The sequence below is a fragment of the Blautia hominis genome (assembly GCA_002270465.1).
GTDB classification, from domain to species: domain Bacteria; phylum Bacillota; class Clostridia; order Lachnospirales; family Lachnospiraceae; genus Blautia; species Blautia hominis.
Genome location: NQOF01000003.1, coordinates 133,121 through 155,554 on the forward strand (window position 1 = coordinate 133,121; position 22,434 = coordinate 155,554).

The following is a 22,434-nucleotide window of genomic DNA, read 5'->3' on the forward strand; positions in this document are numbered from 1 at the left end:
ATGATTGGAATGATCCGCGGGGAATTACTTAAAATGCGGCACTCCACCATGGGAAGATCCATGTGGGTTATGCCGGTTATCACCATTTTGCTGGGGTACCTCATCAGTATGGCGGGGCCGTATGCCCAGCAGTTTACTTATAATATATGGTATGGGACCTTATACCCTTGTCTGGTGCCGCTGTTATGCGCCATGAATATACGATGTGAGATCAGACTCCATTATCAGACCATGCTGGCCTCACCGGTATTCGGGGCGGGACAGTGGACTGCAAAATGTATTGCTGTGGCGCTGAAACTGCTGTTGTCACAAGGGATTTTTTGGGCTGTCGTCAGTCTGCTTGGAATAGTGTTCACCACATCGGTTCCCGTCAGCTTTGGGGGAGTAGGCATGCTGATCGTCTGGGCGGTGAGCTTATGGCAGATTCCCTTTTATCTCATGCTGGCTTCAAAGCTTGGCATGATTCCATGTGTTATGCTGGGACTTCTGGCTGCTTTTTTCAGTTTTTCCGTGGTGGAAAAAGGGTTGTTTTTCCTGTTTCCGTTCTCCATCGCGGACCGCCTTATGTGCCCTGTCCTTTTGATCCGTCCAAACGGGCTTTTACTGGAGCCGGGGGATGCTCTTTTGGATCCCGTTGTTTTTCTGTCTGGCTTCTGCATGGTGGCTGTGCTGCTGGCGGCAACAGTATTTGGCAGTGTAAAATGGTGGGAAAGACGGGAGGCGGTCTGAGATGAAGGAATTTTACAGGTTTCTAAAAAGCAGCGGATACAGAATGCGGCATTCTCTCTTTTTTGCGGCACATATTCTCATTCCTGTTTTGGGAGTGTTTTTATATGCGGCATACATGGGGCTGCGTTCTGCAGGGGGCTGGGAACATCTGACTTCTTATGTTACACTTTTAGCCATGGCCTATCCCGCTGTTACCGGGATTGTGACGGCAATGCTGACAGACAGGGAGGCTAAAGCGGGAAGGATGCAGAACCTGCTGGCAGTGCCCAGCCGTGCGAAAGGTCTGGGGGCAGAACTCGTGCTCCTGCTCTTGTCAGGAATGCTGGCTATGGCCATTGCGGTATTTGGGTTTCAGGCAGTGCTGTGCCTGCAGGGAGAGGGGCCGGAGGCGGGAGATATCTTCCTTCTGACACTGGTACTCTGGGCATCCAACCTGCCCGTCTATGCAGAGCATCTGTTTTTGGGACTTAAATTTGGAGAAGGGGTGACGATTGGCGCAGGGGTGGCAGAATCTGTGGTTTCAGCGGTAATGCTGACCGGACTTGGCGACGGAGTATGGTATGTGTGGTGGCCTTCCTATGGCATGCGTTTTTCCACCATGTTACTTGCACTCAAACAGGGCACATATGGAAATCTGACGGGGCAGCTCCGTCTTGGAGGGGTTTGCTATCTGGTAGTATCTGTGCTATTCTTAGTCATGACATTTTTATGGTTTCAAAAGTTTGAAGGCCGTAGGGAGGAGGCGTAGATATGGCATCAATTCTGGCAGTGGATGATGATCCTCTGCTCCTTACTTTAATACAGAAGATTTTGGAGAGGGACGGGCACCGGGTTACGGCTGTGGGCAGCCCTCTGGAGGTTAGGAAGTTCTCCCTGTCTGCCTATTCTTTGATCTTGCTGGATGTTATGATGCCCGGGCTTGACGGATTTGAATTATGCCGGGAAATCAGGGATCTGGTGGACTGTCCGATCATTTTTCTGACAGCCAAAAGTGGGGAGGCAGATATACTGCGCGGGCTTGGACTGGGCGGAGATGACTATCTGAAAAAGCCATTTGGTGCAGAAGAGATCCGGGCAAGGGTCAACGCACATCTGAGAAGAGACCAGCGGGAGAAAAAACATGCCCTGGAGGTATCGGGCTTCCGCTTTTTTCTGGGTGCGAAGCAGATGGAGAAAGACGGGCAGGTCTGTCCCCTCACAAAAGGAGAATATGCAATCTGTGAATATTTGGCACTGCACCACGGACAGACATTGTCAAAAGATCAGATCTACGAGAGCGTGTTCGGCTATGACGCGGAGGGCGATAGTTCCGTGATTGCCATGCATGTGAAAAATATCAGGCAGAAGGCAGAGGGACTGGGCGGGATTCCGATACAGACCGTATGGGGGATTGGCTATACATGGAAAGAGAAAGAAGTTTAAAATGGCTTTTTATAAAATATCTGGTCAGCTGGCTGCTGGGGTCTCTGATCTTGGCATTTCTTGGCTTTATACTCATGTCCCTGGCTATGCAGGCAGGTTATATTTATCCTGCAAATTATGGGGATATTGAATATGAACGGGAGAAAGATAATTTAAAAAATACGGAGGAGATCCGCATGGAAGATATTCCTCCGCTGATGGATTATGCACTTTTTACAGAGGAAGGAACCTGGAAAGAGGGGACCATACCTGAAAAGGATGCAGAGAAAGCCTGGGAAGTAAGCCACAGAGAGTATTCCGGGATCAGCCGCATTTTTTACCGGAAGGTGGAGCGGGAGGGTGAAGTTCTGGTGCTGCGTTACTCCATCAAGGCTCAATTTGCGGATCCAAAGCTTCGGAAATATCTTCCGGCAGCGGAGGAGATCATATATGGATGTGTAATACTGGAGATCCTGGCATTTTTGATGTATATGGCTGTGCGATTTGGCAGGATGCTGGAGCGGAAGATGAACGGTATAGAGAGTGCCATTGAAAAAATAGAGCAGGAGAATCTGGAATTCCAGGTGCAAAACTGCGGTGTCCGCGAGATTGATCGTGTGGGGGCTGCCCTGGATCACATGAAGGAGGCGCTGAAAAAGTCCCTGATGAGCCAGTGGGATATGGAAAAAGCCAGACAGGAGAAGATATCGGCATTGGCTCATGATCTGAAAACACCCATTACCATTGTGAGGGGATACAACGAACTGTTGCTGGAGAGCACCCTTAAGGAGGAAGAACGCGCCTGTGTGGAGGCCATAGAAGTTAGTATCCGCCAGATGCAGGGGTATGTGGAGCAGCTTTTGGATATGACAAGAGGGAAGCAGCCGGCGGGGTTTGTAAAAAAGATTGTCTGCGCAGATGCATTCCTGGAGGAGATACATAAAAAATCACAGGGGCTGGCAGCGGAAAAACAGGCGGTCCTGATGTGGAAGGCAGCAGAGATCCGCAGGGAAATACAGGCAGACGAGCAGCGCCTGGAACGGGCACTGCTGAATATCATAGCCAATGCCGCGGAATATGCAGGGCAGGGGGGGACCATCTGCCTGGGGACCTCTGCCCCGGAGGATGGTTTAGAGATCGTTGTGGAGGACAGCGGCCCGGGATTTACGGGGGAGGCGCTCACAAAAGGAAAAGAAGAATTTTATACAGGCAGCAGTGCCAGAAGCGGGGGCGTACATTCCGGTCTGGGATTGTTTATTGCAGACAGAATTATAGAGGAGCATGGCGGCAGGCTGGAATTAGGAAATTCCGAAGTGTTTGGAGGCGGATGTGTCCGTGTGTGGCTGCCATGGTAAACCCGGAACCGCATTCAGCGCAGGCAGAAGTTCTTGATTTTATGGGAACTTTGGCATGCGCTGTTTTTTGTAAAAAAATATCCGGAAGTGACCAAATTTTCCGGTGTGATTCGTTATTATTAGTAAGAATGATCATTCCGAAGAAAAAATCCGCTTAAGAACAGGAGGGAGAAGAAGGGGTGGAGAGCGAAAGAAAAAAGCATCCGGATGCCGTGCTTTTGGAAGATATTTTTATGAAATACAGAAATGGGATGTATGCAGTTGCCTTTTCCATTCTGCATGACCGGTATCAGGCAGAGGACGCGGTTGGGGACGCATATGAAAAGTTTATACCCTATCTGGGAAAATGCAGACAGATGGAGGAGAACAAGATAAAAGCGCTGCTGACCCGGTTTGTGAAAAATGCGGCTATAGATATATATAGGAAAAACAGACGGGAGCAGGGGAACGTGTCTGTGGAGGAACAGGAATGGCTGACCGACGCGTACAGGCCCATAGAGTCTTATATGAAAAGTCTGCAGTATAGGGAACTGATACAGGAAATAAGGAAAGTTCTGCCTGCACATTATTGGGAAGTTGTGTGTATGAGATATTTTGAAGGAATGCCGGTTCATGAGATTGCCCTGCGCCTGAATCTGAGCGAGGATAATATTTACTCCAGGCTGCGCCGTGCAAGAGAAAAGGTCAGAAGTGAAATGGGAGGTGAGATGGGTGAAGGATGAGAAGGAAAGAAAACCTCACAAGGAAGACAGCATGGAGAACATATTATATTTGATCGGGCAGGCATGGGAGCTGGAGCGTATGGGAGAAAACAGCGGGGAGCACAAGTTTTCTGATACATTTGAAAAACGGCAGCAAAGACTGCTTGACCAGGTGGATGCAGGAGAGGTCATAGTCAGGAATGCGAAGGGGAGAAAACCTATGAGTAAGAAAAAGTGGATTACGCTTACGGCAGCAGCCGTATTAGTGACCGGCCTGGCAATTACAGCAGGTGCGTCAGATTTTTTTGGATTAAATAACATATTGGTGGATGATAAGATCAATCCTGTTGAGGAAAAAGAATATGTATCTGAATCTGCGGAAGGGGAGAAACAGGTGCTCAAAGAGAAAGAAGCCATAAATATGGTGGCAAGTGCACTGAAGGGGAGTAATGAATATAAAGCGGCACAGGAGTGGGGCAAATATGTTATAGAAAATTTAAATTCTGAAGAAGAACTGCAGGCAGTGGGGGAGATCAGTAAAAACGGACTGCCGGAAGAATTGGCACAATACAGCAGCGCGTATGGGGTAAACACCCAAAGAACAGCAGACAAGGTGGATGAGATATCCCAAAAGTATGATCTGAAGTTGTTAAGTGAACCGGAGACAGTGGTAGATTATAATGAGATCATGGACAGGACCGGTATCCGTGATTTTCTGCTGGATAAGGAGCATTTGATCTGGAGCCATGCAAGGGTATTTCCGGAGGGGAACTTCAATGGAGATATCTGCCCCATATTGGAAGAAAACCAGCCCGAATACAGATATACAGGCGGCATGTCAGTGAACAGAAACGGTGTGTTCGGTGATATGGTCCTGAATATGGGAGATCTGTCAGACTATGAGGAATGGGAATATACAAATAAAAATGGAGATAACCTTGGACTCATGATCAATCATGTTACAAAACACAGTTATATTTTTTACAAAGGAGCAGAGAATTTTGTTTGTATAAATATGTCGGATGTATGGGATGAAAATGTTTATATGGATGTAAACGGGGGATATATTAACGTCCAGACAAATGAACCGGCAGAGGGTCCCGTGTCACTGACGAAAGAGCAGTTGCAAAGCCTGGGCGACATGATTGATTTTTCAGTATTTTAGTCTAACATGATTGGTATTATAAAGTGGCTGTCGGGAAATAGACAGACCTAAACAGGGGAGCCAATGACTTGTATGAGTCATTGGCTCCCCTGAAATTTTTTCGGATTTATAAACAGTTCTTTTTCTTCTTTATCAAAAAGTAGTTGAATGGTATAATGGGATGTGAAGAAGGCGCTTCAAAATGCGATTAGCTCTTCCGTTTCAGTAATTGAAAGACCACCGGGCACGGGAAAGACACAAACCATCTTGAATTTATTGGACTATGTGATTATTGACGAGGCTTCCCAAGTAGATCCCATCACAGGCGTATTAGCGTTATCCTGTTGCAGGAATTGTATTTTGTTATAATCCTTACAGAACAAAAATTGCAGGAGAGGAGAGGGTGATATGACGAAATCAGATATGAATGTATTAGACTATATTATTGTGTGTATCAGCGAATTTGCATATCAACATGAAATGCACATGAGAGATGCATATATTTATTTGAGCCGGCATAAAGGTATTGAGTTTCTGAAAGAATTCTATGATGTTGAGCATACTCTTTCATTTGATGACGTGATGGATGACCTGGCTTCAATTTGCAGAAAGAATGGAGGTACTGCTAAGTGAAACTTTTTCATGGTTCTAATATGGAAATAGATAAAGTTGATTTATCAAAATGCATGCCTAATAAGGATTTTGGATGTGGGTTCTATACCACGCTCTTGGAAGAGCAGGCATGGAGAATGGCACAACGCAGAGCCAGAATAGATGGTGGGACACCTACTGTAACTGTGTATGAAATACCAGATGATTTAGTAGAAAGAACAGATTTGAATTGCCGGATATTTGAGGAGAAGCCAACAATTGATTGGGCCATATTTATAAAAAATAATCGGGATAGAGAATTTACTGATTTTGAAAGCATGGAATGTAATCTTGACTGTAAATATGATGTAGTAGTTGGTCCTGTGGCGAATGATACGGTAGGACTCTTAATTCGGCAGTTTAGCCGGGGGACGATAGATGCTGAATATCTTAAGAAAGAGTTTGACTTTGGAAAACTGACAAATCAATATACATTCCATACTGTGAATGCACTGCAGTATTTAAAGAAAGTAGGTGTGCAATATGACAAATCAGCAGCAGGAAATGATTGAGTATACCACACAGGAAGTAATTGGGTATCTTATGGAAGATTATAAGATTACTATGGAACAGGCTATGGAACAATTCTTTATGTCTGATACGTTTGGCAAATTAAGTGATATAGAGACTGGTCTTTATCTGGACGGGTCGGCTTATATATATGAGATGTTAAAAAGAGAAATTCAGTGTAAATAGAATATAGGCCGGACAGTTGATTTGGGCTTGTGTGAAGAATAGGATTATCTTCACGAGTTTGTTAGAGAACCTTCTGCTTATGTCCGCAGCGCTCTGGTATGGGCGCCGCAGGGGATGTATGCAAAGCTTGAACATTTGGAACGTATTTTCTTTGACGCGATTCTCCATGACGATATTAAAGTTTGGCTTACAAATATAAGAACAAGGCCCTTTTGCGGTCAAAAATAAGTGTCAATAGAAAGAGTAAGAGTATCCCGTGGAAAATCAAGTGCTGAAAGGCACCAAATTCCACGGGATATTCCTATTCTTTGGTAAAGGGCTTAAAAATCGGTATTAACCGACAGTTCCTTTCTGAACCTGCACTGCGCACGGAAGAAAGATGACATACAAATGTCATGTTGCCGGTTGTAGAATAGAAGGGTATCTTGATTGCAGAAAGGAAAATAAAATGATAGAATCAGGAAGTAAATTATTATGTACGGATCAAAGAAAGCAGGTACAGTGCAGGAATCGGGGTGTGAGATGAAAAAAGTAATGAATTATGAGGATTTTACAGAAGTGCTGCTTGATGCCGGATTTTCCATGGGCGGCGGCAATTCGGAGGGCATATATTCTATTATTGACTGGGATTGGGACAAGGAGCCTCCATATGATACGCCGGTCAAGTGGCACACAGGAGACAAGGAGACAGACCCGTGGGAGTGGCGTATGCGGGTTTTGGATGAAAGAAATGATACGGCATACGCGAAATTCTTTTTCAGGAAAAGCGGGTATATCACCAAAGAATGGTATCCGTATTTTTTTGCCTGCCGCAGGGGCAGTATGGATTTTATGGATATGTACTTGGAAGGCAGGATCAGCAATGAGGCAAAACGTATATATACCAGCATAGAGGAAGAAGGCGTGATGCCGCTGCATGAACTGAAGAAGGCAGCCAGGTTTGGAAAAGAAGACAAATCCCGTTTTGACAGGGCTTTAGTGGAGCTGCAGATGAATCTTTTCCTCACCATTTGCGGGAGAAGGCATAAAATCAGTGCGGAGGGAAAACCCTACGGCTGGGACTCCACAGCCTTTTGCAAAATAGAGGACTTTTGGGACCGTGAAGTTTTGAAGGCGGCGTCCGCAGTCAGCAGCAAGGAAGCAGAGGAAAGGATCCGGGAACAGATTCTGAGGCTGAACCCCCTTGCATCGGACAGAAACATACATAAATTTATATATGGCAGAGCCGGAAGGTGATCTGTCAAATAGCGCAAATAAGGAAAACGGGCGGCATACCCCAGTCATGGCTGGATGAACCGCCTGTTTTTTGCATATACCCAGTGTATAAATCAATATCCGGGGAATTTAGGTGACAGTTCCGCTGCCTGAACGTTCATCTTGGGAGTTACCACTGTACCGGGAGGCGTTTTCATGCCGGAAGCATGAAAATTCCGAGGCAGCCAGCGCGATATGGGGCAGAATGCTCCATATGTGCGCGTCGCGGAGCGTGTTACTGGACACGGAGTAAACAGTAACTCTTGGGAAGTCAGCTCTGAAACCATAAGGATAATTATATAGCAATTTACCCATAGCAGTGTTAGAATAAAAATATATATAAAGCCCCGAATATTACGAAAGAATCGTTGAGGAACAAAAATGCAGAAAGATAGGAAAGATAAAGAACTGCAGAATGAGAACAGAAGGTTAAGAGAAGAGATCATACGGCTGAAACAATATGACCAAGTTACGGGTTTGTTCAACAGGGAGGCTTTCTGCGCATCTGCCGACGGAGCGATAAAGCAGAACCCTCATATCCGCTTTGAGATCATCTGCATAGATATTGAACGGTTTAAAATGATAAATGAATTGTACGGTGAAGAGCAGGGAGACCTGCTTTTAAAATACGTGGCAGAGCAGCTTAGGTACATTTCGCGCAAAGAAAAGCATATTGCGGGGAATCTGAGGGATGATGTCTTTGCTCTCTGTATTCCTGTGGAAGATGAGAAGAGCACAGTGGATCATCTGCTGGGGATCTTCAGCGGAAGCCCTGTAAACGCCCAGGCGGTTTTGGCAGTTGGGATCTATCGCATGGAGGAGGAAGTGATTCCCGCCGGAAATATGTGCGGCAGGGCACTGATGGCGCTGAATTCGGTAAAAGGCAATGACCACCATGTGGCAGTGTACCGGGAAAATATGCGGGATAATCTCCTCAGAGAGCAGGAGATCACCAACAGCATGGAAGCAGGGATCAAAAACAGGGAATTTAAAATCTATATGCAGCCAAAATGCAATATGGAGAGCGGTAAAGTAGTGGGGGCAGAAGCTCTGGTACGCTGGCAGCATCCTCAAAAAGGTCTGCTGCTTCCCGGGGATTTTGTGCCATTGTTCGAGAAAAACCATTTTATCGAAAAGCTGGATCTGTATGTCTGGGAGGAGACGGCTGCCTGGATCAGGCGTTGGCTTGACAAGGGCGGTACCTGTGTGCCCGTATCCGTAAATCTGTCGCGCATGGATATTTTTGACATGGACGTGTGCTCTGTGCTCACAGACATAATGGAGCGATATCATATCCCATCCGGTTTGATCGAACTGGAAATCACAGAAAGTGTATATGCCGGTCAGTCTGAGCGGATCATTAAGGAGACGGAGAGGCTGAAGAAAAACGGATTTACAATCCTGATGGATGACTTCGGCAATGGGTATTCATCCCTGAATATGCTGAGCAGCACCAATATTGACATCCTAAAAATGGATATGCATTTTATGGAGGGGGAGGGGCTGAAAAGCCTGGGTATACTGGATGCGATTCTGCATATGAGCAAATGGCTGAATCTGCCGGTGATCGCTGAGGGAGTCAACCGGGAAGAACATGTGAAGACACTGCGCAGTGTGGGCTGTGTCTATGGGCAGGGCTTTTATTACTACTGTCCTATGAGTATCGGGGAATTTGAGAATCTGCTTCTTGCACCTGACAAAGTGGACTTTTGTGACGGCGGGAAAAAACGGGTGGAGAGCAGCCACCTTCTGGATTTGAGCGATCTGTTCCACAAAGACACATTGACCGACCGGCTGCTGGGTAATATTACAGGTGCTGTGGCCCAGTACAGCTACGATGGGACCCACCTCTTTGTTCTGAGGGCTAACGGGGAATATTGCCGGCTGATGGGCGAATACTGGATGAGTGGAAGCGGCCATGTGGATGTTATGCAGGATATTTTCCCTGAGGACAGGGAGAAGATAACCGATGCCCTCTCAGAAGCAAAACGCAGCAAAGAGGAAAAGGGCGCGGAGGTTTTTGTGAGAAAAAGAAAGGGTGCGTCTGTCCTTTGGCTGAGGATACGTTTTTTCTGCCTGACTTCCAATTTTGGCGGTGAGATATTTTACGCAGCCCTGTCGGATGAGACCGTACGGATGAACAGCATTGAGAATCTCCGCATAAGTGAGGAGCGCTTCCGGCTGGCTATGGAGGCTACAAGATCTGTGATCTTTGAACTGGACACGGAGACGCGTACCGCATATTATTCTGAATATGCGCAGAAGGCGTTTGGCCTGGATGCCACGGTGGCAAATGCACCGGAGGGATTTATTGAACAGGGTACGGTGTGCGAAGGATATGAGGAAGCCTTCCGGGATATATACCGTGCTATTTACAGGGGGGAGGACAGAGCCTCCTGTATGGTCAAGGCAAAAATGGGGGATGGCAGTACCGTCCGCAACCGCATTACACTCACTGCGATCAGGGATAAAGACGGAAAAACAGTAAAGGCAGTGGGTATGGTGGAAAATGTATCCTACAGTGAGGTGGAAGATGAAGCGAAATAAAACCAAGCCGGAAACTTTAAAAAGGATATACAGAGTGGATGTGCAGGTTTTTCTTATGACTGCCATTATTGTGATCATTTCCTGCGGACTTACTTTCGGGGTGAGTTACAGCCTGACTTATAACGGAATGATCCGGGCGCTTTGGGCCAGGGCAAACAGTATCTATGAGTATGCGGACGGCAAACTGGATGTGGAGACCTTTCGGAGGCTGAACAGCAGGGCGGACGGCACGTCTTATCTCTACCAGGAGGCAAAAAGGACACTGGAAAGTGTCAAAACAGCCACAGGTGTCCGATATCTCTACACAGCCAAGGAAAAGGAAGACGGTACATTTATCTATCTGGTGGATGGACTGCCGGACACCGGCAAGGATTTCCGGTATATAGGGGATGCCATTGAACCGGAGTGCTATCCGGATATGAAGAAGGCCATGGAGAACCAGGTGGTGCTTCCCAAGGACATCAATCATACCAGTTGGGGAAATGTTTTCATCGCTTATTTTCCCATGCATGACGAAGATGAGGTGGTGGGGGTACTGGGAATTGAATTTGATGCTTCCAGCCAGTACCGCACTTTCAGCAATATGAAGTTTGCGGCTCCGCTCATCATCTGCATTTTTTGTATTCTTGCCGCCATTACAGCCGTGGTGCTTTTCCGCAGGATCTCCAATCCGGCCTACAAGGATATGGCCAATACGGATTTGCTCACAGGGCTGAAAAACAGAAATGCTTTTGAAGTGGATATCCACAACCTGGAGACAATGAGGACAAAGAAAGGACTTGCTGTTGTCTCCGTTGACTTAGATGGATTAAAGCACATCAATGACACTTTTGGGCACACTGCCGGAGATAAGTATATTCAGGCGGGGTGCGGAATCCTTAAAACATGTCTTCCGAAGTCTGCAGCCCTGTATCGGACAGGAGGAGATGAGTTTGCCATCATCCTTCGTGAGGTGCCGCGTGAGCGTATCCTGGAAATGCTGGATAAGGTCTGCCAAAGGAAACCGGCTGAGGGACTGGCTGCGGGTGTGGAGATTCGGATGTCTGCAGGATACGCTGTTTACGATGATACCACGGATCAATCCCTTGAAGATACCTATAAAAGAGCAGATACACAGATGTATCTGCAGAAAAAGGAAAAATACGAGGATATGAAACCGTAGGGATTTCTTTTTCTATTCCTTTATGGTATTCTATATGCATAAAATATATTTGGGAGGAATTGTATGGGTATCGTACTAAAAAGAGAGCTGGACCCTTTGTTTGAGACCCTTGCTCTGCTTAGTGTAGAAAATCCCGAAACATGGCGGGAAGAGATCATCCGGGATCTCAACGGCTTCGGACTTGGAGGGGAGATGTTTTACCAGAAACATTTTCCGCCGGTAGAGAAGTATGTCAGGACCTTTCTGAAACATAAAGTTAAGACCCCCCAGGAGGAGTTTTTTTATAAAGATAAATCCCAGGATATGTTTTTTTGGATCGTAGCTTTGGCTGTGGAGAACCGCCAGTATCTGGAGAACCCCGGGCAGGCAGATCCGGCCGCAATGCGCAGAAGATTGGCCTATTACCTTGTAGACATGGAAAAAAATCCTGATATCAAGACAGAAGATGACCTGCCGGACCTTTCAGGGGAAAAGGCACTTTTGGAGTTTATGGACGGCCTGCCTGTGAAAAGTGAGGAAAAGTGGTATGTCCTGGATTGGCTGAGAAGACCCGTCTACCGGCTGGAACAGCTTGGCGAAATGATCAGACTGAATCTTCCGGCATTTGAAAAAGCCAGGGATTCTGTGAAGAAGCCTTTGGAAAAGCTGCTGCAGAAAAAAGAAAATCTGGAAGGCAATGAATCTTATGCAAAAATGGCGGAGCTCTGTGAAGAAAACCAGGCAGTATATATGTCCATGGGAGTACCTCTGGCGCAGATCGTTATGCTGACGTGCGGATACCATGGAGTTCTCATGGGATACCTGGATACAGGGAAACATTCCGGAAATGTGTCTAAAGAAATGGTCATCCGCCAGGCAAAGGCACTGAGCGACCAGAGTAAACTGGATATATTATGTGACCTGAAGTGCTCCAGGAAATTTAACCTGGAACTGGCAGAGAGTCTGGGATTGTCGCCTTCAACAGTGTCGCATCATATGAACTCGCTGTTGATCTGCGATTTTGTCACCGTGGAAAAGCGGGATGGAAAAGTGTATTATTGTTTGCAGGAAGACACCATACGGGAGTTCCTGAAAAAGGTGGAGGAGATGCTTTTATGACACCTCCACATATTGTGATCAAAGCTTGTTTGACAAGCAGTATGATTTGGAGCGGTAGAGGAGTAAGTGGTTTATGAAAAGATATATTGCCTTGTTAAGGGGAATCAATATAAGCGGAAAAAACAAGATAGCAATGTCTGAATTAAAAAAGTGCTTTGCAGAACTTGGTTTTGCAGAGATTGTCACCTATCTTAACAGTGGTAATGTTATCTTTTCAAGTGCCATTGAGGATAAAGACGTTCTTTCAAATAAAGTACAGCTCATGATCAGAGACAGATTTCATTTAGAGATACCGGTCTTTATTATTTTGCAGGAAGAATTAGCAGAGCTGTTAAAGAATGCTCCTGATTGGTGGGGAGATGATAATAGAGAGATATATGATAACCTTATATTTCTTATGTCTCCTTTATCTTATGAGGAGTTCTATGATGAAATAGGAGTGCCTAAAGCGGAATATGAGAGCGTGTATCATTACAAAAATGTTGTTTTCTGGTCCTTCAGCCGGAAGGACTATCAAAAGACAAATTGGTGGTCAAAGACTGCCGGTTCCGGTGTAAGCGGCAGGATCACCATTCGGACAGCTAATACAGTTAGAAAAATAGCAGGTATGTGACAGCCTTAACAGCGCCGGGTTTGGAAGAGCGGAAAGGAATCGTTATGAAGTTTGCCGGTTAGGGTTATTAGTTTGTACACCGCCGTATAGAAAGAAAATATAGGAATATGGATTCGCTATAGTTTGAGGAGATGCATTTCAGCACCTCCCTTTTTTATTTATTGTAATTTAGGCGTTTGCGAAACGCCGAAACCCGCATAATTGCGGTGTTTTTTCTTGCATAAAACAAAACATCTCCTCAATGGTTTATGTTAAAATAGAGTTGCCTAGAAACCATTTTAACCGCCACCATAAAGGAGATGCATATATATGATATCATATAAACAGCTCACTTTGGCAGAAGTTTTTGAAAATTGCCAAAATAAATTTGATAATGACAAATATCAGTTCCTCGCTCTACTTGATGAAACCATTAATCTCGATGAAATTGTTCCTTCTTCGTTTATTTCTCATTTTCACGCTTCCACTGGAAGACCTCGCAGGTATCACCTTTATCCAATGCTTAATTTATTGTAATTGTTCAGTACCCTCACAGTTACAGGCAAAAATCCATGCAGAATCGCCTTTGGGGATGGGAGTTTTGCTTGGCTGCGGAATGCTTTCTTACGGTCAGTGCGTGAATGTGCAGACCTATTGAATAGTTACTATTTATTCTGTTCTAAATTCGATTTTTATAGAATGTATTTGACTGATATAGAATTATATGATATTTTATATACATGAAATATATTTCACGTAAGTAAAACAATACAATTGCGGTAACACAATGATCGGGAGGGATATTATGACACTATATAAACCAAAAGACCGCCTGCTTCTGGGTGGCACCATATTGCTTGGGGGGCTGTCCTCGTTATTGGCAGCATTTGTCTCAATCTTCCTGCAGAGAGTCATAGATGTGGCTGTTGCGGGGGAGATCAGAGAGTTTTACAGGGTACTGGGGGGGATGGCCGCTTTTCTGCTGGCTTTTGGAGTCATCAGCTTTTCGGAAGCCTTACTGGGGAAAATCCTTTTGAGGAATGTGACCCGATATCTGAGGGACAGGGTCTTTAAGGGGGTGATGAAACAAGACCCCAAAGAGTATACAGCACAGAATACAGCGGATTATCTGTCCGCTCTTGTGAATGATGTGAAATTGGTGGAGGATAATTATCTGGTTCCGCTGCTGCTTTGTTTCCAGATGGCAGTGCTCTTTCTGGCTACCCTTGGGATCCTGTTATATTTAAGTCCCCTGGTGACCTTTATTTTGCTTCTGTTTTTAGTGCTCTTGTTTGCGGTGCCTGCGCTTATGGGGAAAAAACTCCAGGAACGGCAGGACGCGTATTCGGCACAGCTGTCCTCCTTTACTGCGGCGGCAAAGGATTTTTTGAATGGCTATGAAGTGATACGGGGATATTCTGCCTTACACTGTATTTTGGGCAGATTTCATAAAGTGAATAAGGATACTGCGGACAAAAAATTTGCTGCCGACAGGCTGATGGCAGTAAATGAGAGTTTTTCTGATATTTTTTCTTCCCTGACAGTTATTGTGATCGTGTTTGTGGCGGCCTGGCAGATGATGCAGGGAAAGGTAAGTATGGGAACACTTCTTGCATTGATCCAGCTTAGCGGGACGTTTGTCACACCGGTGGTAATACTGATGCAGAATATTCCCAAAATACAGGGGATTAAACCGGTTATGGAGCATTTGGCGGAGCTGATGGATATATCCCGCAATGAAGGGGAGGACAGCAGCAGACAGGAATATGAAATGCAGGGACTGCAGGATGCAATCCGCTGTACGGATCTTACGTTCTCCTATGCGGATGATCAGAAGGTGCTGGAGCATGAGGATTTTCTGTTTGAAGCAGGGAAAAAGTATGCTGTTGTGGGTCAAAGCGGGTGTGGGAAATCCACGTTGATCAAACTTTTGACCGGATATTTCCGGGATTTTCAAGGGCAGATAGAGATAGATGGGCATTCCCTCAAGGAGATGCCGCAGGAGGAGATCAACAGGCGGATAGCTGTTATCCATCAGAATGTGTTTTTATTTGATACGGATATCCGCGATAATATCTGCCTGGGACGGCAGTATTCGGATGAAGAGATACATAAGGCGTTGATGGAGAGTGGAATGGAGGATTTCCTTGCAGGGATGGAAGGAGGAATAGACAGTAAGGTGGGCGAAAACGGACAGCTTTTATCCGGGGGACAGAGGCAGAGGATCGCCGTTGCGCGGGCACTTATCAGGAGGACGCCGGTGTTGATCCTGGATGAGGGTACGTCTGCAATTGATCGGGAGACGGCGTTTGAGATCGAGAAAAGGCTGTTGGAGAGACGGGAGTTGACGGTCATTACCATCACGCATCATATGGATGAGAGGCTGGAAGGGGAGTATGATGGGATCTTGAGGTTAGGTGTTTGATGTATAGCCCTCCCTTCCTTTGACTGGTTGTGGCTGTGGGCAGTAACAGTTCAGACAGGTCTGCGCATTTACTGCGCTGACCGTATGAAAAAGTAGTGCCAGCTTTATCCGGCCCATCGCGAAGCGATTCTTAATGGCTGGATGCGTAACGGTTCAGCTTGTCTGAACTGTTACTGTGGGTATGGTCAAAACGGCTTGATTGTTGGAGAAAACTGGGGTATGCTATAGGAAAAATGTTAGGTTTGCGGGAGTGTGTGGATTTTGAGGGGGATGGGAAAATGGGTATGAGAGGAAGGGAGGATGTTTTATGGAGATCAATCGGATAGGATGGATCCGGACGGATTTTCCTGCGAAGTTTGGGATCCCGCGTCAGAGTGGGTTGGTGGAGGATCTGGCGGGAACGGTGGTTTTTGAGGCAAAGTATAGGAATCCGGACGCATTCAGGGGGCTGGAAGAGTTTTCGCATATATGGCTTGTTTGGGAGTTTTCTGAATCGGCAAGAGATAAATGGCAGCCCATGGTGAGACCGCCCAGGCTTGGGGGAAACATAAGGAAAGGGGTATTTGCTACACGTTCACCTTTTCGGCCAAACCCCATCGGGCTGTCTTGTGTACGTCTGGAGCGGATTGAGATGCATCCGGAATACGGCCCTGTCCTTCATGTGAGAGGGGCGGATTTAATGGATGGAACGCCGATTCTGGATATTAAGCCTTATGTTCCTCATGCGGACAGCCACCCGGAGGCAGAGGGCGGATTTGCGTCCAGACATAGGGAAGACAGGCTGGAAGTGGAATTTCCGGAGGAGCTGGAGAAAAAAGTGCCGGAACATAAGAGAAAGGCCCTCAGGGGCGTTCTGGCCAATGACCCAAGGCCTGCATATCAGAATGATCCGGAGCGGATCTATGGGTTTGGCTTTGCAGGACTGGAGGTCCGTTTTACTGTCAGGGAGGGACTTCTTACGGTATGTGAGGTGGTGCCTCAGGGATGAAGTTTTGATTCAGGGAAGGCTGTGGGCAGAGAGGCCGGAGCAGAGGCTTATGGAAAGATGGGGCGGTTTTTTGAAGACTGCGGGATGCTTTAGACGGCTGGAGAATGACAGTGATTCTCCAGCCTTTTTAGAGGATTTTGCCGGTTACAAAATACGGATCTTGTATTTTTCCAGCCAGTAGTTCACCTGGAGCATGTAGGCCAGCATCTGGGGGCCGGCCATGAGCTGGCCATAGAAGGGTTTACCGTAGTCGGAGGGGCTTTCCAAAAATGCGTGTACTTTGCGGGTGTCCAGGATTGGGCGGATGGGGGCATTGGGGTCTGCCAGAACTTCTTTTAGGCGGTCGCCCAAAAGGTTTTCATAGGCAGGGTCATAGGTTTTGGGGTAGGGGCTTTTTTTCCTCCAGAGAACCTCTTTTGGGAGATATCCTTCCCCTGCATGGCGCAGCAGGCCTTTGACGATGCCGTCCGGGCACTTCATGCTCCATGGGACATTGAAGATGTATTCCACGATCCGGTGGTCTGCCAGGGGGACACGGGCTTCCAGGCCGGAATACATGCTGGTGCGGTCCATGCGGTCCAGCAGTGTCACCATGAACCAGCGCAGGTTCAGATAGGAGATTTCACGGCGGCGTTTTTCTTCGGCATTCTCTCCCGGCAGGACCGGTGTCTCGCGGATGGTCTTTTCATAGGCGGCATGTGCGTATTCCTCCATGCCGAGGGATTCGGCAAAGTCGTCAGACAGGAGGACTTTTCTGGGCTCCATGCTCATGGACCAGGGGAAATTGTCTCCCTCAAATGCCTCTTTTTTATGGAACCAGGGATACCCGCCGAAGATTTCATCTGCACATTCACCTGTGAGGGTCACTTTGTTGTGCTCCACCACCTGGGAACAGAAGTAGAGCATAGAGGATTCCACGTCCGCCATACACGGCAGGTCTCTGGCGTCCACTGCTTTGAACAGACAGTCCACTTGTGCCATATTGTCGCACTCCAGAAAACGGTGGTTTGTGCCGGCATACTCCACCATTTTTTCTGCCCAGGGACGGTCCTGGCTTGGCTGGAAGGCGTTGGATCTGAAATATTTATTGTTGTCTTTAAAGTCAAAAGAGAAGGTGTTCAGGACTTTTCCCTGTTTTTTCAGCTCTGCGGCACAGATAGAGGTGACCAGGCTGCTGTCCACACCGCCGGAGAGAAAGGTGCTGATGGGAATGTCGGAGAGCATCTGTTTTTTAACAGCGTCCTCCACCAGCCAGGCTGTCTTTTCCACGGTCTCGTCAAAAGAGTCTGTATGGGGGCGGCTTTCCAGGTTCCAGTAAGCATGTTCAGAGACTCCGCCTGGTCCCAATGTCAGGCAGTGTCCCGGAAGTACCTCACTGACATCTTTGAAGACGCCTTTTCCGTAACTTTTAGCAGGCCCCAGAGCGAATACTTCGCACAGGCCGTCCCTGTCCAGCTGGGGTGTTACCCCGGGGAAGGCGAACAGACCTTTGATCTCAGAGGAAAATACCAGGGTTTTGTCAGCCCATGTATAGAATAGAGGCTTGATCCCCAGGCGGTCTCTGATAAGGGACAGTTGGTTTTTGGCGGAATCCCACAGAGCTATGGCAAAAATACCATTTAATTTTTTGATGTATTCCTTCCCGTGCAGCATAAATCCGTTTAAAATCACTTCGGTATCGCTGGCAGTCTCAAAGACAGCCCCTTCTTTTATCAGTTCTTTTTTCAGTTCAGGCATGTTGTAGATCTCACCGTTGTATGCGATGGCATAAGTGCCGGATGCACTCTTTCGTATCATAGGCTGATGACCTGTGACAAGGTCAATGATCTCCAGCCTCACATGGGCCAGGCCGCAGCTTTTGTCCAGATAAGTCCCCTGGTCATCCGGTCCCCGGCGCTTTTGTATCCGGTTCATTTCCTCCAGGATGTGATTCCATTTCCCCTTTTCCTCCGTAAAATCTCTTTTCGGATTACAAAATCCTGCGATACCACACATAGAAATTCCCCTTTCTTCTGATACCCCATAAGGGATTTGCCCGCATACTGCTGCGGGCAAACCCCTGCCGGGTGAAAAATTGAGCTGCGTTTGACGGTGACAGCAGTTTTTTACTGTATGACCGGCTGATACTGCTTTCCGTTTAAAGCCGCTTCAATGGAAGGTATGAGAAGTTCCGTGCGGGCGATCATGGAATTGGGCTTTTTCTCGGGGTTATCCTGACCGAAAGGAACAAAATAGATGTTCTTGGCATTCAGGAGCAGGCCGATATTCTTCATATTCATCCCCAGTGCGTCGTTGGTGGAGATGGAGATAAGCAGAGGCTTTTCGTTCCGCAGATGCGCCTTGGCTGCCATGAGGGCAGGGGTATCGGTAATGCCGTTTGCAAGCTTTGCGATGGTATTGCCTGTGCAGGGCAGGATCACCAGGATATCCAGCAGGCTTTTGGGGCCGATAGGCTCTGCCTGGGGGATGGTGAGCATGGGTTCCCTGCCTGTTATGCTGCGTGCCTTTTCTACAAAGTCCTCTGCATTGCCGAAACGGCTGTCAATGCTTTTGGCGGCATCTGAAAAGATGGTTTGTATTTCTGCGCCTTCGTCTGCAAGCTTTTGTAATTCCTCAAACACTTTTTTATATGTGCAGAAGGAGCCGGTAAAGGCCACTCCCACTTTCCTTCCTTTTAACGACATGATCGTTTCTCCTATTCTTCAAATTCCTTTAATATACGAAAAACAGCTTCCGCAATGGCATAGGCGGAGGAACGAGGGGCATATTTCCCCGGAAGTCCGGGACAGAGATATGCGGATATCCCCAGGTTCTTCGCTTCGGCATGATCCAAACCGCCGGGAGCGGAAGCAATATCAATGATAAGAGCCTGTTTTTTCAGGCTCTTTAAAAGTGACCTGTCAATGATCTGCGCGGGAATTGTGTTGAAGATAAAATCAAAACTGCCCGCGTGTTCTTTCAGTTCCTCCAAAGAGACAGCGTCCCCTGTCAGCGCCTGGGCTTCTGCCCGCACACCGGGTCTTCTGGCACAAACCGTTACATGACAGAACATCCCTTTCAGATACGAGGCCAGGGTTTTCCCGCAGGTTCCGTATCCCAGTACAAGACAGCGGCTATGGTGGAGATTGCAGCTGCTTTTCTGAATGGCTTCCGCAACGGCGCCTTCTGCGGTTGCTATGCTGTTTTTTACAGTGAGTATCTCATCCTTCATCAGATCAGAGACAAAAATGCCTTTTGAAAATAACTTTTCCTGGAAGTCTCTGGGTATGCATCCTGCAAAGAAGGACTGGCCCTCCCGGAGCATATCCGGCAGAAGGGACAGTGGGATATCTTTGCTTTTGCTTATGGGGATTGGCGCAAGAATGGTCTCTGCGTTTGAAACTGCCTCCAAAAGAGAGGGGGCAGTATAGCAGGAGGTGCCCGGAATATCTGCGCAAAGTGCATATTTACAAACCTTGCAGCCGCATTCCAGGAGATATTGTGCCAGATAGACCTGACGCATATCTCCGCCGATGACTGCAAAATCAAATTTTTGGTGACTCATTGCCTGGCTCCTGAATGTCTGAACTCTTATTTACTATATGTAAGAGGGAAAAGAGATGTGTTAGAGGAGTAACAGTTCAGCCTTTTTCTGTCCCGCGGGGTGCTGCCTTGCAATTGCAAGGCGATCCCGAGACAGCCACGCGCCGGACTGCCGGAAGGCTGAATAGTAACTTAGAGGAAAAGGCTGCGTGTCAGTTTGGGTAGCGCTCGCCTCTGGCAGATGTGTGAAAAAGTTTTTTATAGGCCCTGGAAAAGGAGGAATAATTTTTAAAGCCGCACTGGTAGCAGGCGTCTGTGACGGACATGCCGTTTTGGATCAGCGCCCTGGCCCGCAGCAGGCGCTTGGTGGAAATATAGCTGGCAACACTGTATCCCGTCTCCTGTTTGAACAAGTGCATAAGATAATAACGGCTCATATAGAACCGGGATGCCAGCAGGTCGATGGAAATATCCTCTGCCAGATGCTCGCCGATATAGTCAAGCACGGGAAGGATCTTGGAATTGCAGCGGCTGTTTTCTATATAAGTACCTGTGTAGGCATCCATGGAAAAGCGGTTCAGAAGAATGAGAAATTCCAGGAAAAGGGCTTTCTGATACAGCGCAGCGGCAAAGGCCCCCTCCCCAAAGGATTTTTCCAGCTCCTGCAGGACCTGATACAGGCGGCTCTGGCCAAACAGCTCAATGCGCAGTACATTGGAACGGCTTTTTTGGGCCTGTACAAAGCACTGGTTCAGGGAATCCTCCCCATCCCGGCAGGAATCTATGAATGCAGGAGAAATGTAGAGGATCACCCGCTCGTAGGTGGAACGGCTGTTGATGACCGGCTTGTGGATCTCGCCGGCATTTACCAGGACAATATCATAGGGTTTTAGATCAAAGGATTTTCCTTCAATGTGGTAAGTCACATCCCCCCGGATGAAAACCAGAAGTTTGTAAAAATCATGATAATGATAGGAAAAGCTGTGCTCCTCCTCGTCTGTAATATGAAAGAGGCGGAAATCGTCTTTCAGATAACCGGTTTTACTGTAAGAATCCAATGTTGTTCCCTCCTGTGGGACCGTTATAGTTTCAGCATATTTTGCAATGTTTTTAACACGATGCTTATATTATAACATAAAAGTGTCTGATAAACTAGATAGAGATAAAGAAGCGGAGAGAAGTACCTGGCACAACAGCGGTCTGTGAACCGTAAACTAAAACATGGATAGCATATGATGGGATACGCCGGAATTGGAAGGCGCATCATAACAGGAAAGGAAAGAGAGCAGTGAAATTTGAAAAATATCACGGAATAGGAAATGATTATCTGGTATATGACTGTCAGAAGAATACAGAGGAACTGGACGGAGAAATGATCCGGAAAATCTGTGACAGGAATTTCGGAGTAGGCTCAGACGGCATCCTGGCCGGTCCTTATATAGAAGACGGAGAATTTGTTGTACGTGTTTTTAATCCGGACGGAAGCGAAGCGAAGAGAGCGGGAAACGGCATCCGTATATTTGCCAAGTATTTAAAGGACGCAGGGTACACACTCAGCGAGCGGCTGAATATCAGGACAAAAGGCGGAAAAGTGCAGGTGCGTTTTCTCAATGCGGACGGAACGAGGATCCAGGCGGATATGGGGAAGCTGTCCTTTTCCAGCAAAGAAGCAGGACTTGTGGGTGAGCCACGGGAAGCGTTGGGAGAGAAGATGGTATTCGGACAAAGTTCATATGACTGTTCCTGTGTTTCCATGGGAAATACACACTGTGTGATCCCCATGGCGGAGATCTCCAGGGAAAAGGTCTGTAAAATAGGTGCCTTTTCAGAGCGCTCCGAATATTTTGAGGACCGGGTCAATACACAGATCATGAAAGTCCTTGATAAAAATAACATTCAGATAGAGATATTCGAGCGGGGTGTGGGATATACCCTGGCTTCCGGCACCAGCAGCTGTGCCGCAGCGGGAGTGGCTTTCCGCCTGGGTTTGGCTGATTCGGATGTGATGGTGCACATGCCCGGCGGTAAGCTCTGGATCCAGATTGACGAGGACTGGCGGGTAAAGATGACCGGCAGTGTGCAGAGTGTGTGCCGGATTGAAATGACAGAAGATTTCCTGCGGTTCGAGCCGTAGGGGGAAAGGCTTTAAAAGGCTTCCGCGGCAGTGAG

21 protein-coding genes and 1 pseudogene are annotated in these 22,434 nt (G+C 47.2%); 18 read left to right on the forward strand and 4 right to left on the reverse strand.

Features of this window, described 5'->3' with window-relative positions; translation table 11 throughout:
* The 17 genes and pseudogenes from CI595_RS11320 (at position 1) to tsaA (ending at position 16,743) form a co-directional block, all read left to right on the forward strand.
* On the forward strand, positions 1–729 hold the full coding sequence (locus CI595_RS11320) for a lantibiotic immunity ABC transporter MutE/EpiE family permease subunit (protein ID WP_162291855.1): 729 nt from the start codon (positions 1–3) through the stop codon (positions 727–729).
* Position 730: 1 nt separating this feature from the next.
* Positions 731–1,477 (forward strand): lantibiotic immunity ABC transporter MutG family permease subunit, encoded by a 747-nt coding sequence (locus CI595_RS11325; protein ID WP_095173378.1) that lies wholly within the window; start codon positions 731–733, stop codon positions 1,475–1,477.
* Between the two features lie 2 nt (positions 1,478–1,479).
* A complete protein-coding gene (locus tag CI595_RS11330) occupies positions 1,480–2,151 on the forward strand; it encodes a response regulator transcription factor (protein ID WP_095173379.1) in 672 nt (223 codons plus the stop codon).
* Positions 2,130–3,485, forward strand: coding sequence for a sensor histidine kinase (locus CI595_RS11335; RefSeq protein WP_162291856.1), 1,356 nt, complete (start codon positions 2,130–2,132; stop codon positions 3,483–3,485). The genes CI595_RS11330 and CI595_RS11335 overlap by 22 nt, the downstream gene beginning before the upstream one ends.
* A 179-nt stretch (positions 3,486–3,664) precedes the next feature.
* Entirely contained in the window at positions 3,665–4,207 is a 543-nt protein-coding gene (locus tag CI595_RS11340) for an RNA polymerase sigma factor (RefSeq protein WP_095173381.1), read from the forward strand.
* Positions 4,197–5,351, forward strand: a complete 1,155-nt coding sequence (locus CI595_RS11345) for a hypothetical protein (protein WP_095173382.1) — start codon at positions 4,197–4,199, stop codon at positions 5,349–5,351. Before CI595_RS11340 ends, CI595_RS11345 begins: the two co-directional genes overlap by 11 nt.
* 387 nt (positions 5,352–5,738) lie before the next feature.
* Positions 5,739–5,963, forward strand: coding sequence for a DUF3791 domain-containing protein (locus CI595_RS11350; RefSeq protein WP_095173383.1), 225 nt, complete (start codon positions 5,739–5,741; stop codon positions 5,961–5,963).
* Complete coding sequence (locus CI595_RS11355; protein WP_095173384.1) at positions 5,960–6,493, forward strand: DUF3990 domain-containing protein; 534 nt, start codon at positions 5,960–5,962, stop codon at positions 6,491–6,493. The genes CI595_RS11350 and CI595_RS11355 overlap by 4 nt, the downstream gene beginning before the upstream one ends.
* Positions 6,465–6,677, forward strand: coding sequence for a hypothetical protein (locus CI595_RS11360; RefSeq protein WP_243135149.1), 213 nt, complete (start codon positions 6,465–6,467; stop codon positions 6,675–6,677). Before CI595_RS11355 ends, CI595_RS11360 begins: the two co-directional genes overlap by 29 nt.
* Positions 6,678–7,151: 474 nt before the next feature.
* Positions 7,152–7,913 (forward strand): AlkZ-related protein, encoded by a 762-nt coding sequence (locus CI595_RS11365; protein WP_243135150.1) that lies wholly within the window; start codon positions 7,152–7,154, stop codon positions 7,911–7,913.
* 399 nt (positions 7,914–8,312) lie between these two features.
* Entirely contained in the window at positions 8,313–10,478 is a 2,166-nt protein-coding gene (locus CI595_RS11370) for an EAL domain-containing protein (RefSeq protein WP_095173385.1), read from the forward strand.
* Positions 10,465–11,640, forward strand: coding sequence for a GGDEF domain-containing protein (locus CI595_RS11375; RefSeq protein ID WP_162291857.1), 1,176 nt, complete (start codon positions 10,465–10,467; stop codon positions 11,638–11,640). Before CI595_RS11370 ends, CI595_RS11375 begins: the two co-directional genes overlap by 14 nt.
* A gap of 63 nt (positions 11,641–11,703) precedes the next feature.
* The gene (locus CI595_RS11380) at positions 11,704–12,738 is read left to right on the forward strand and encodes an ArsR/SmtB family transcription factor (RefSeq protein WP_095173387.1); all 1,035 of its coding nucleotides are present in this window, start codon (positions 11,704–11,706) and stop codon (positions 12,736–12,738) included.
* A 73-nt stretch (positions 12,739–12,811) separates the two neighbouring features.
* A complete protein-coding gene (locus tag CI595_RS11385; RefSeq protein ID WP_095173388.1) occupies positions 12,812–13,351 on the forward strand; it encodes a DUF1697 domain-containing protein in 540 nt (179 codons plus the stop codon).
* A 309-nt stretch (positions 13,352–13,660) separates the two neighbouring features.
* Positions 13,661–13,864, forward strand: a pseudogene (locus CI595_RS11390) (ISNCY family transposase); the annotation flags it as partial.
* Between the two features lie 271 nt (positions 13,865–14,135).
* A complete protein-coding gene (locus CI595_RS11395) occupies positions 14,136–15,755 on the forward strand; it encodes an ABC transporter ATP-binding protein (protein WP_095173389.1) in 1,620 nt (539 codons plus the stop codon).
* 307 nt (positions 15,756–16,062) lie between these two features.
* A complete protein-coding gene (gene tsaA, locus CI595_RS11400; protein ID WP_095173390.1) occupies positions 16,063–16,743 on the forward strand; it encodes a tRNA (N6-threonylcarbamoyladenosine(37)-N6)-methyltransferase TrmO in 681 nt (226 codons plus the stop codon).
* 144 nt (positions 16,744–16,887) lie between these two features.
* On the opposite strand, the gene asnB is transcribed toward tsaA, so the two are convergent.
* The 4 genes from asnB to CI595_RS11420 all read right to left on the reverse strand — a co-directional run bounded on the left by asnB (position 16,888) and on the right by CI595_RS11420 (position 21,323).
* Entirely contained in the window at positions 16,888–18,738 is a 1,851-nt protein-coding gene (gene asnB / locus CI595_RS11405) for an asparagine synthase (glutamine-hydrolyzing) (RefSeq protein ID WP_095173391.1), read from the reverse strand.
* 110 nt (positions 18,739–18,848) lie between these two features.
* Entirely contained in the window at positions 18,849–19,427 is a 579-nt protein-coding gene (locus CI595_RS11410; RefSeq protein ID WP_095173392.1) for a dipicolinate synthase subunit B, read from the reverse strand.
* An 11-nt stretch (positions 19,428–19,438) separates the two neighbouring features.
* Positions 19,439–20,287: a dipicolinate synthase subunit DpsA gene (locus tag CI595_RS11415; RefSeq protein ID WP_095173393.1), complete on the reverse strand. Its 849-nt coding sequence runs from the start codon at positions 20,285–20,287 to the stop codon at positions 19,439–19,441.
* Between the two features lie 190 nt (positions 20,288–20,477).
* Positions 20,478–21,323 (reverse strand): AraC family transcriptional regulator, encoded by an 846-nt coding sequence (locus CI595_RS11420; RefSeq protein ID WP_095173394.1) that lies wholly within the window; start codon positions 21,321–21,323, stop codon positions 20,478–20,480.
* Positions 21,324–21,553: 230 nt separating this feature from the next.
* Here CI595_RS11420 and dapF point away from each other — a divergent pair, with 230 nt between their 5' ends.
* Positions 21,554–22,399: a diaminopimelate epimerase gene (gene dapF / locus CI595_RS11425; protein ID WP_095173395.1), complete on the forward strand. Its 846-nt coding sequence runs from the start codon at positions 21,554–21,556 to the stop codon at positions 22,397–22,399.
* Positions 22,400–22,434 lie beyond the last annotated feature (35 nt).

Excerpts from the sequence above, each read along its gene's own strand:
- CI595_RS11320 (WP_162291855.1), top strand. The coding sequence starts at position 1 with ATGATTGGAATGATCCGCGGGGAATTACTTAAAATGCGGCACTCCACC.
- CI595_RS11325 (WP_095173378.1), top strand. The coding sequence starts at position 731 with ATGAAGGAATTTTACAGGTTTCTAAAAAGCAGCGGATACAGAATGCGG.
- CI595_RS11330 (WP_095173379.1), top strand. The coding sequence starts at position 1,480 with ATGGCATCAATTCTGGCAGTGGATGATGATCCTCTGCTCCTTACTTTA.
- CI595_RS11335 (WP_162291856.1), top strand. The coding sequence starts at position 2,130 with ATGGAAAGAGAAAGAAGTTTAAAATGGCTTTTTATAAAATATCTGGTC.
- CI595_RS11350 (WP_095173383.1), top strand. The coding sequence starts at position 5,739 with ATGACGAAATCAGATATGAATGTATTAGACTATATTATTGTGTGTATC.
- CI595_RS11360 (WP_243135149.1), top strand. The coding sequence starts at position 6,465 with ATGACAAATCAGCAGCAGGAAATGATTGAGTATACCACACAGGAAGTA.
- CI595_RS11365 (WP_243135150.1), top strand. The coding sequence starts at position 7,152 with ATGTACGGATCAAAGAAAGCAGGTACAGTGCAGGAATCGGGGTGTGAG.
- CI595_RS11370 (WP_095173385.1), top strand. The coding sequence starts at position 8,313 with ATGCAGAAAGATAGGAAAGATAAAGAACTGCAGAATGAGAACAGAAGG.
- CI595_RS11375 (WP_162291857.1), top strand. The coding sequence starts at position 10,465 with ATGAAGCGAAATAAAACCAAGCCGGAAACTTTAAAAAGGATATACAGA.
- CI595_RS11380 (WP_095173387.1), top strand. The coding sequence starts at position 11,704 with ATGGGTATCGTACTAAAAAGAGAGCTGGACCCTTTGTTTGAGACCCTT.
- CI595_RS11385 (WP_095173388.1), top strand. The coding sequence starts at position 12,812 with ATGAAAAGATATATTGCCTTGTTAAGGGGAATCAATATAAGCGGAAAA.
- CI595_RS11395 (WP_095173389.1), top strand. The coding sequence starts at position 14,136 with ATGACACTATATAAACCAAAAGACCGCCTGCTTCTGGGTGGCACCATA.
- tsaA (WP_095173390.1), top strand. The coding sequence starts at position 16,063 with ATGGAGATCAATCGGATAGGATGGATCCGGACGGATTTTCCTGCGAAG.
- asnB (WP_095173391.1), bottom strand. The coding sequence starts at position 18,738 with ATGTGTGGTATCGCAGGATTTTGTAATCCGAAAAGAGATTTTACGGAG.
- CI595_RS11410 (WP_095173392.1), bottom strand. The coding sequence starts at position 19,427 with ATGTCGTTAAAAGGAAGGAAAGTGGGAGTGGCCTTTACCGGCTCCTTC.
- CI595_RS11415 (WP_095173393.1), bottom strand. The coding sequence starts at position 20,287 with ATGAGTCACCAAAAATTTGATTTTGCAGTCATCGGCGGAGATATGCGT.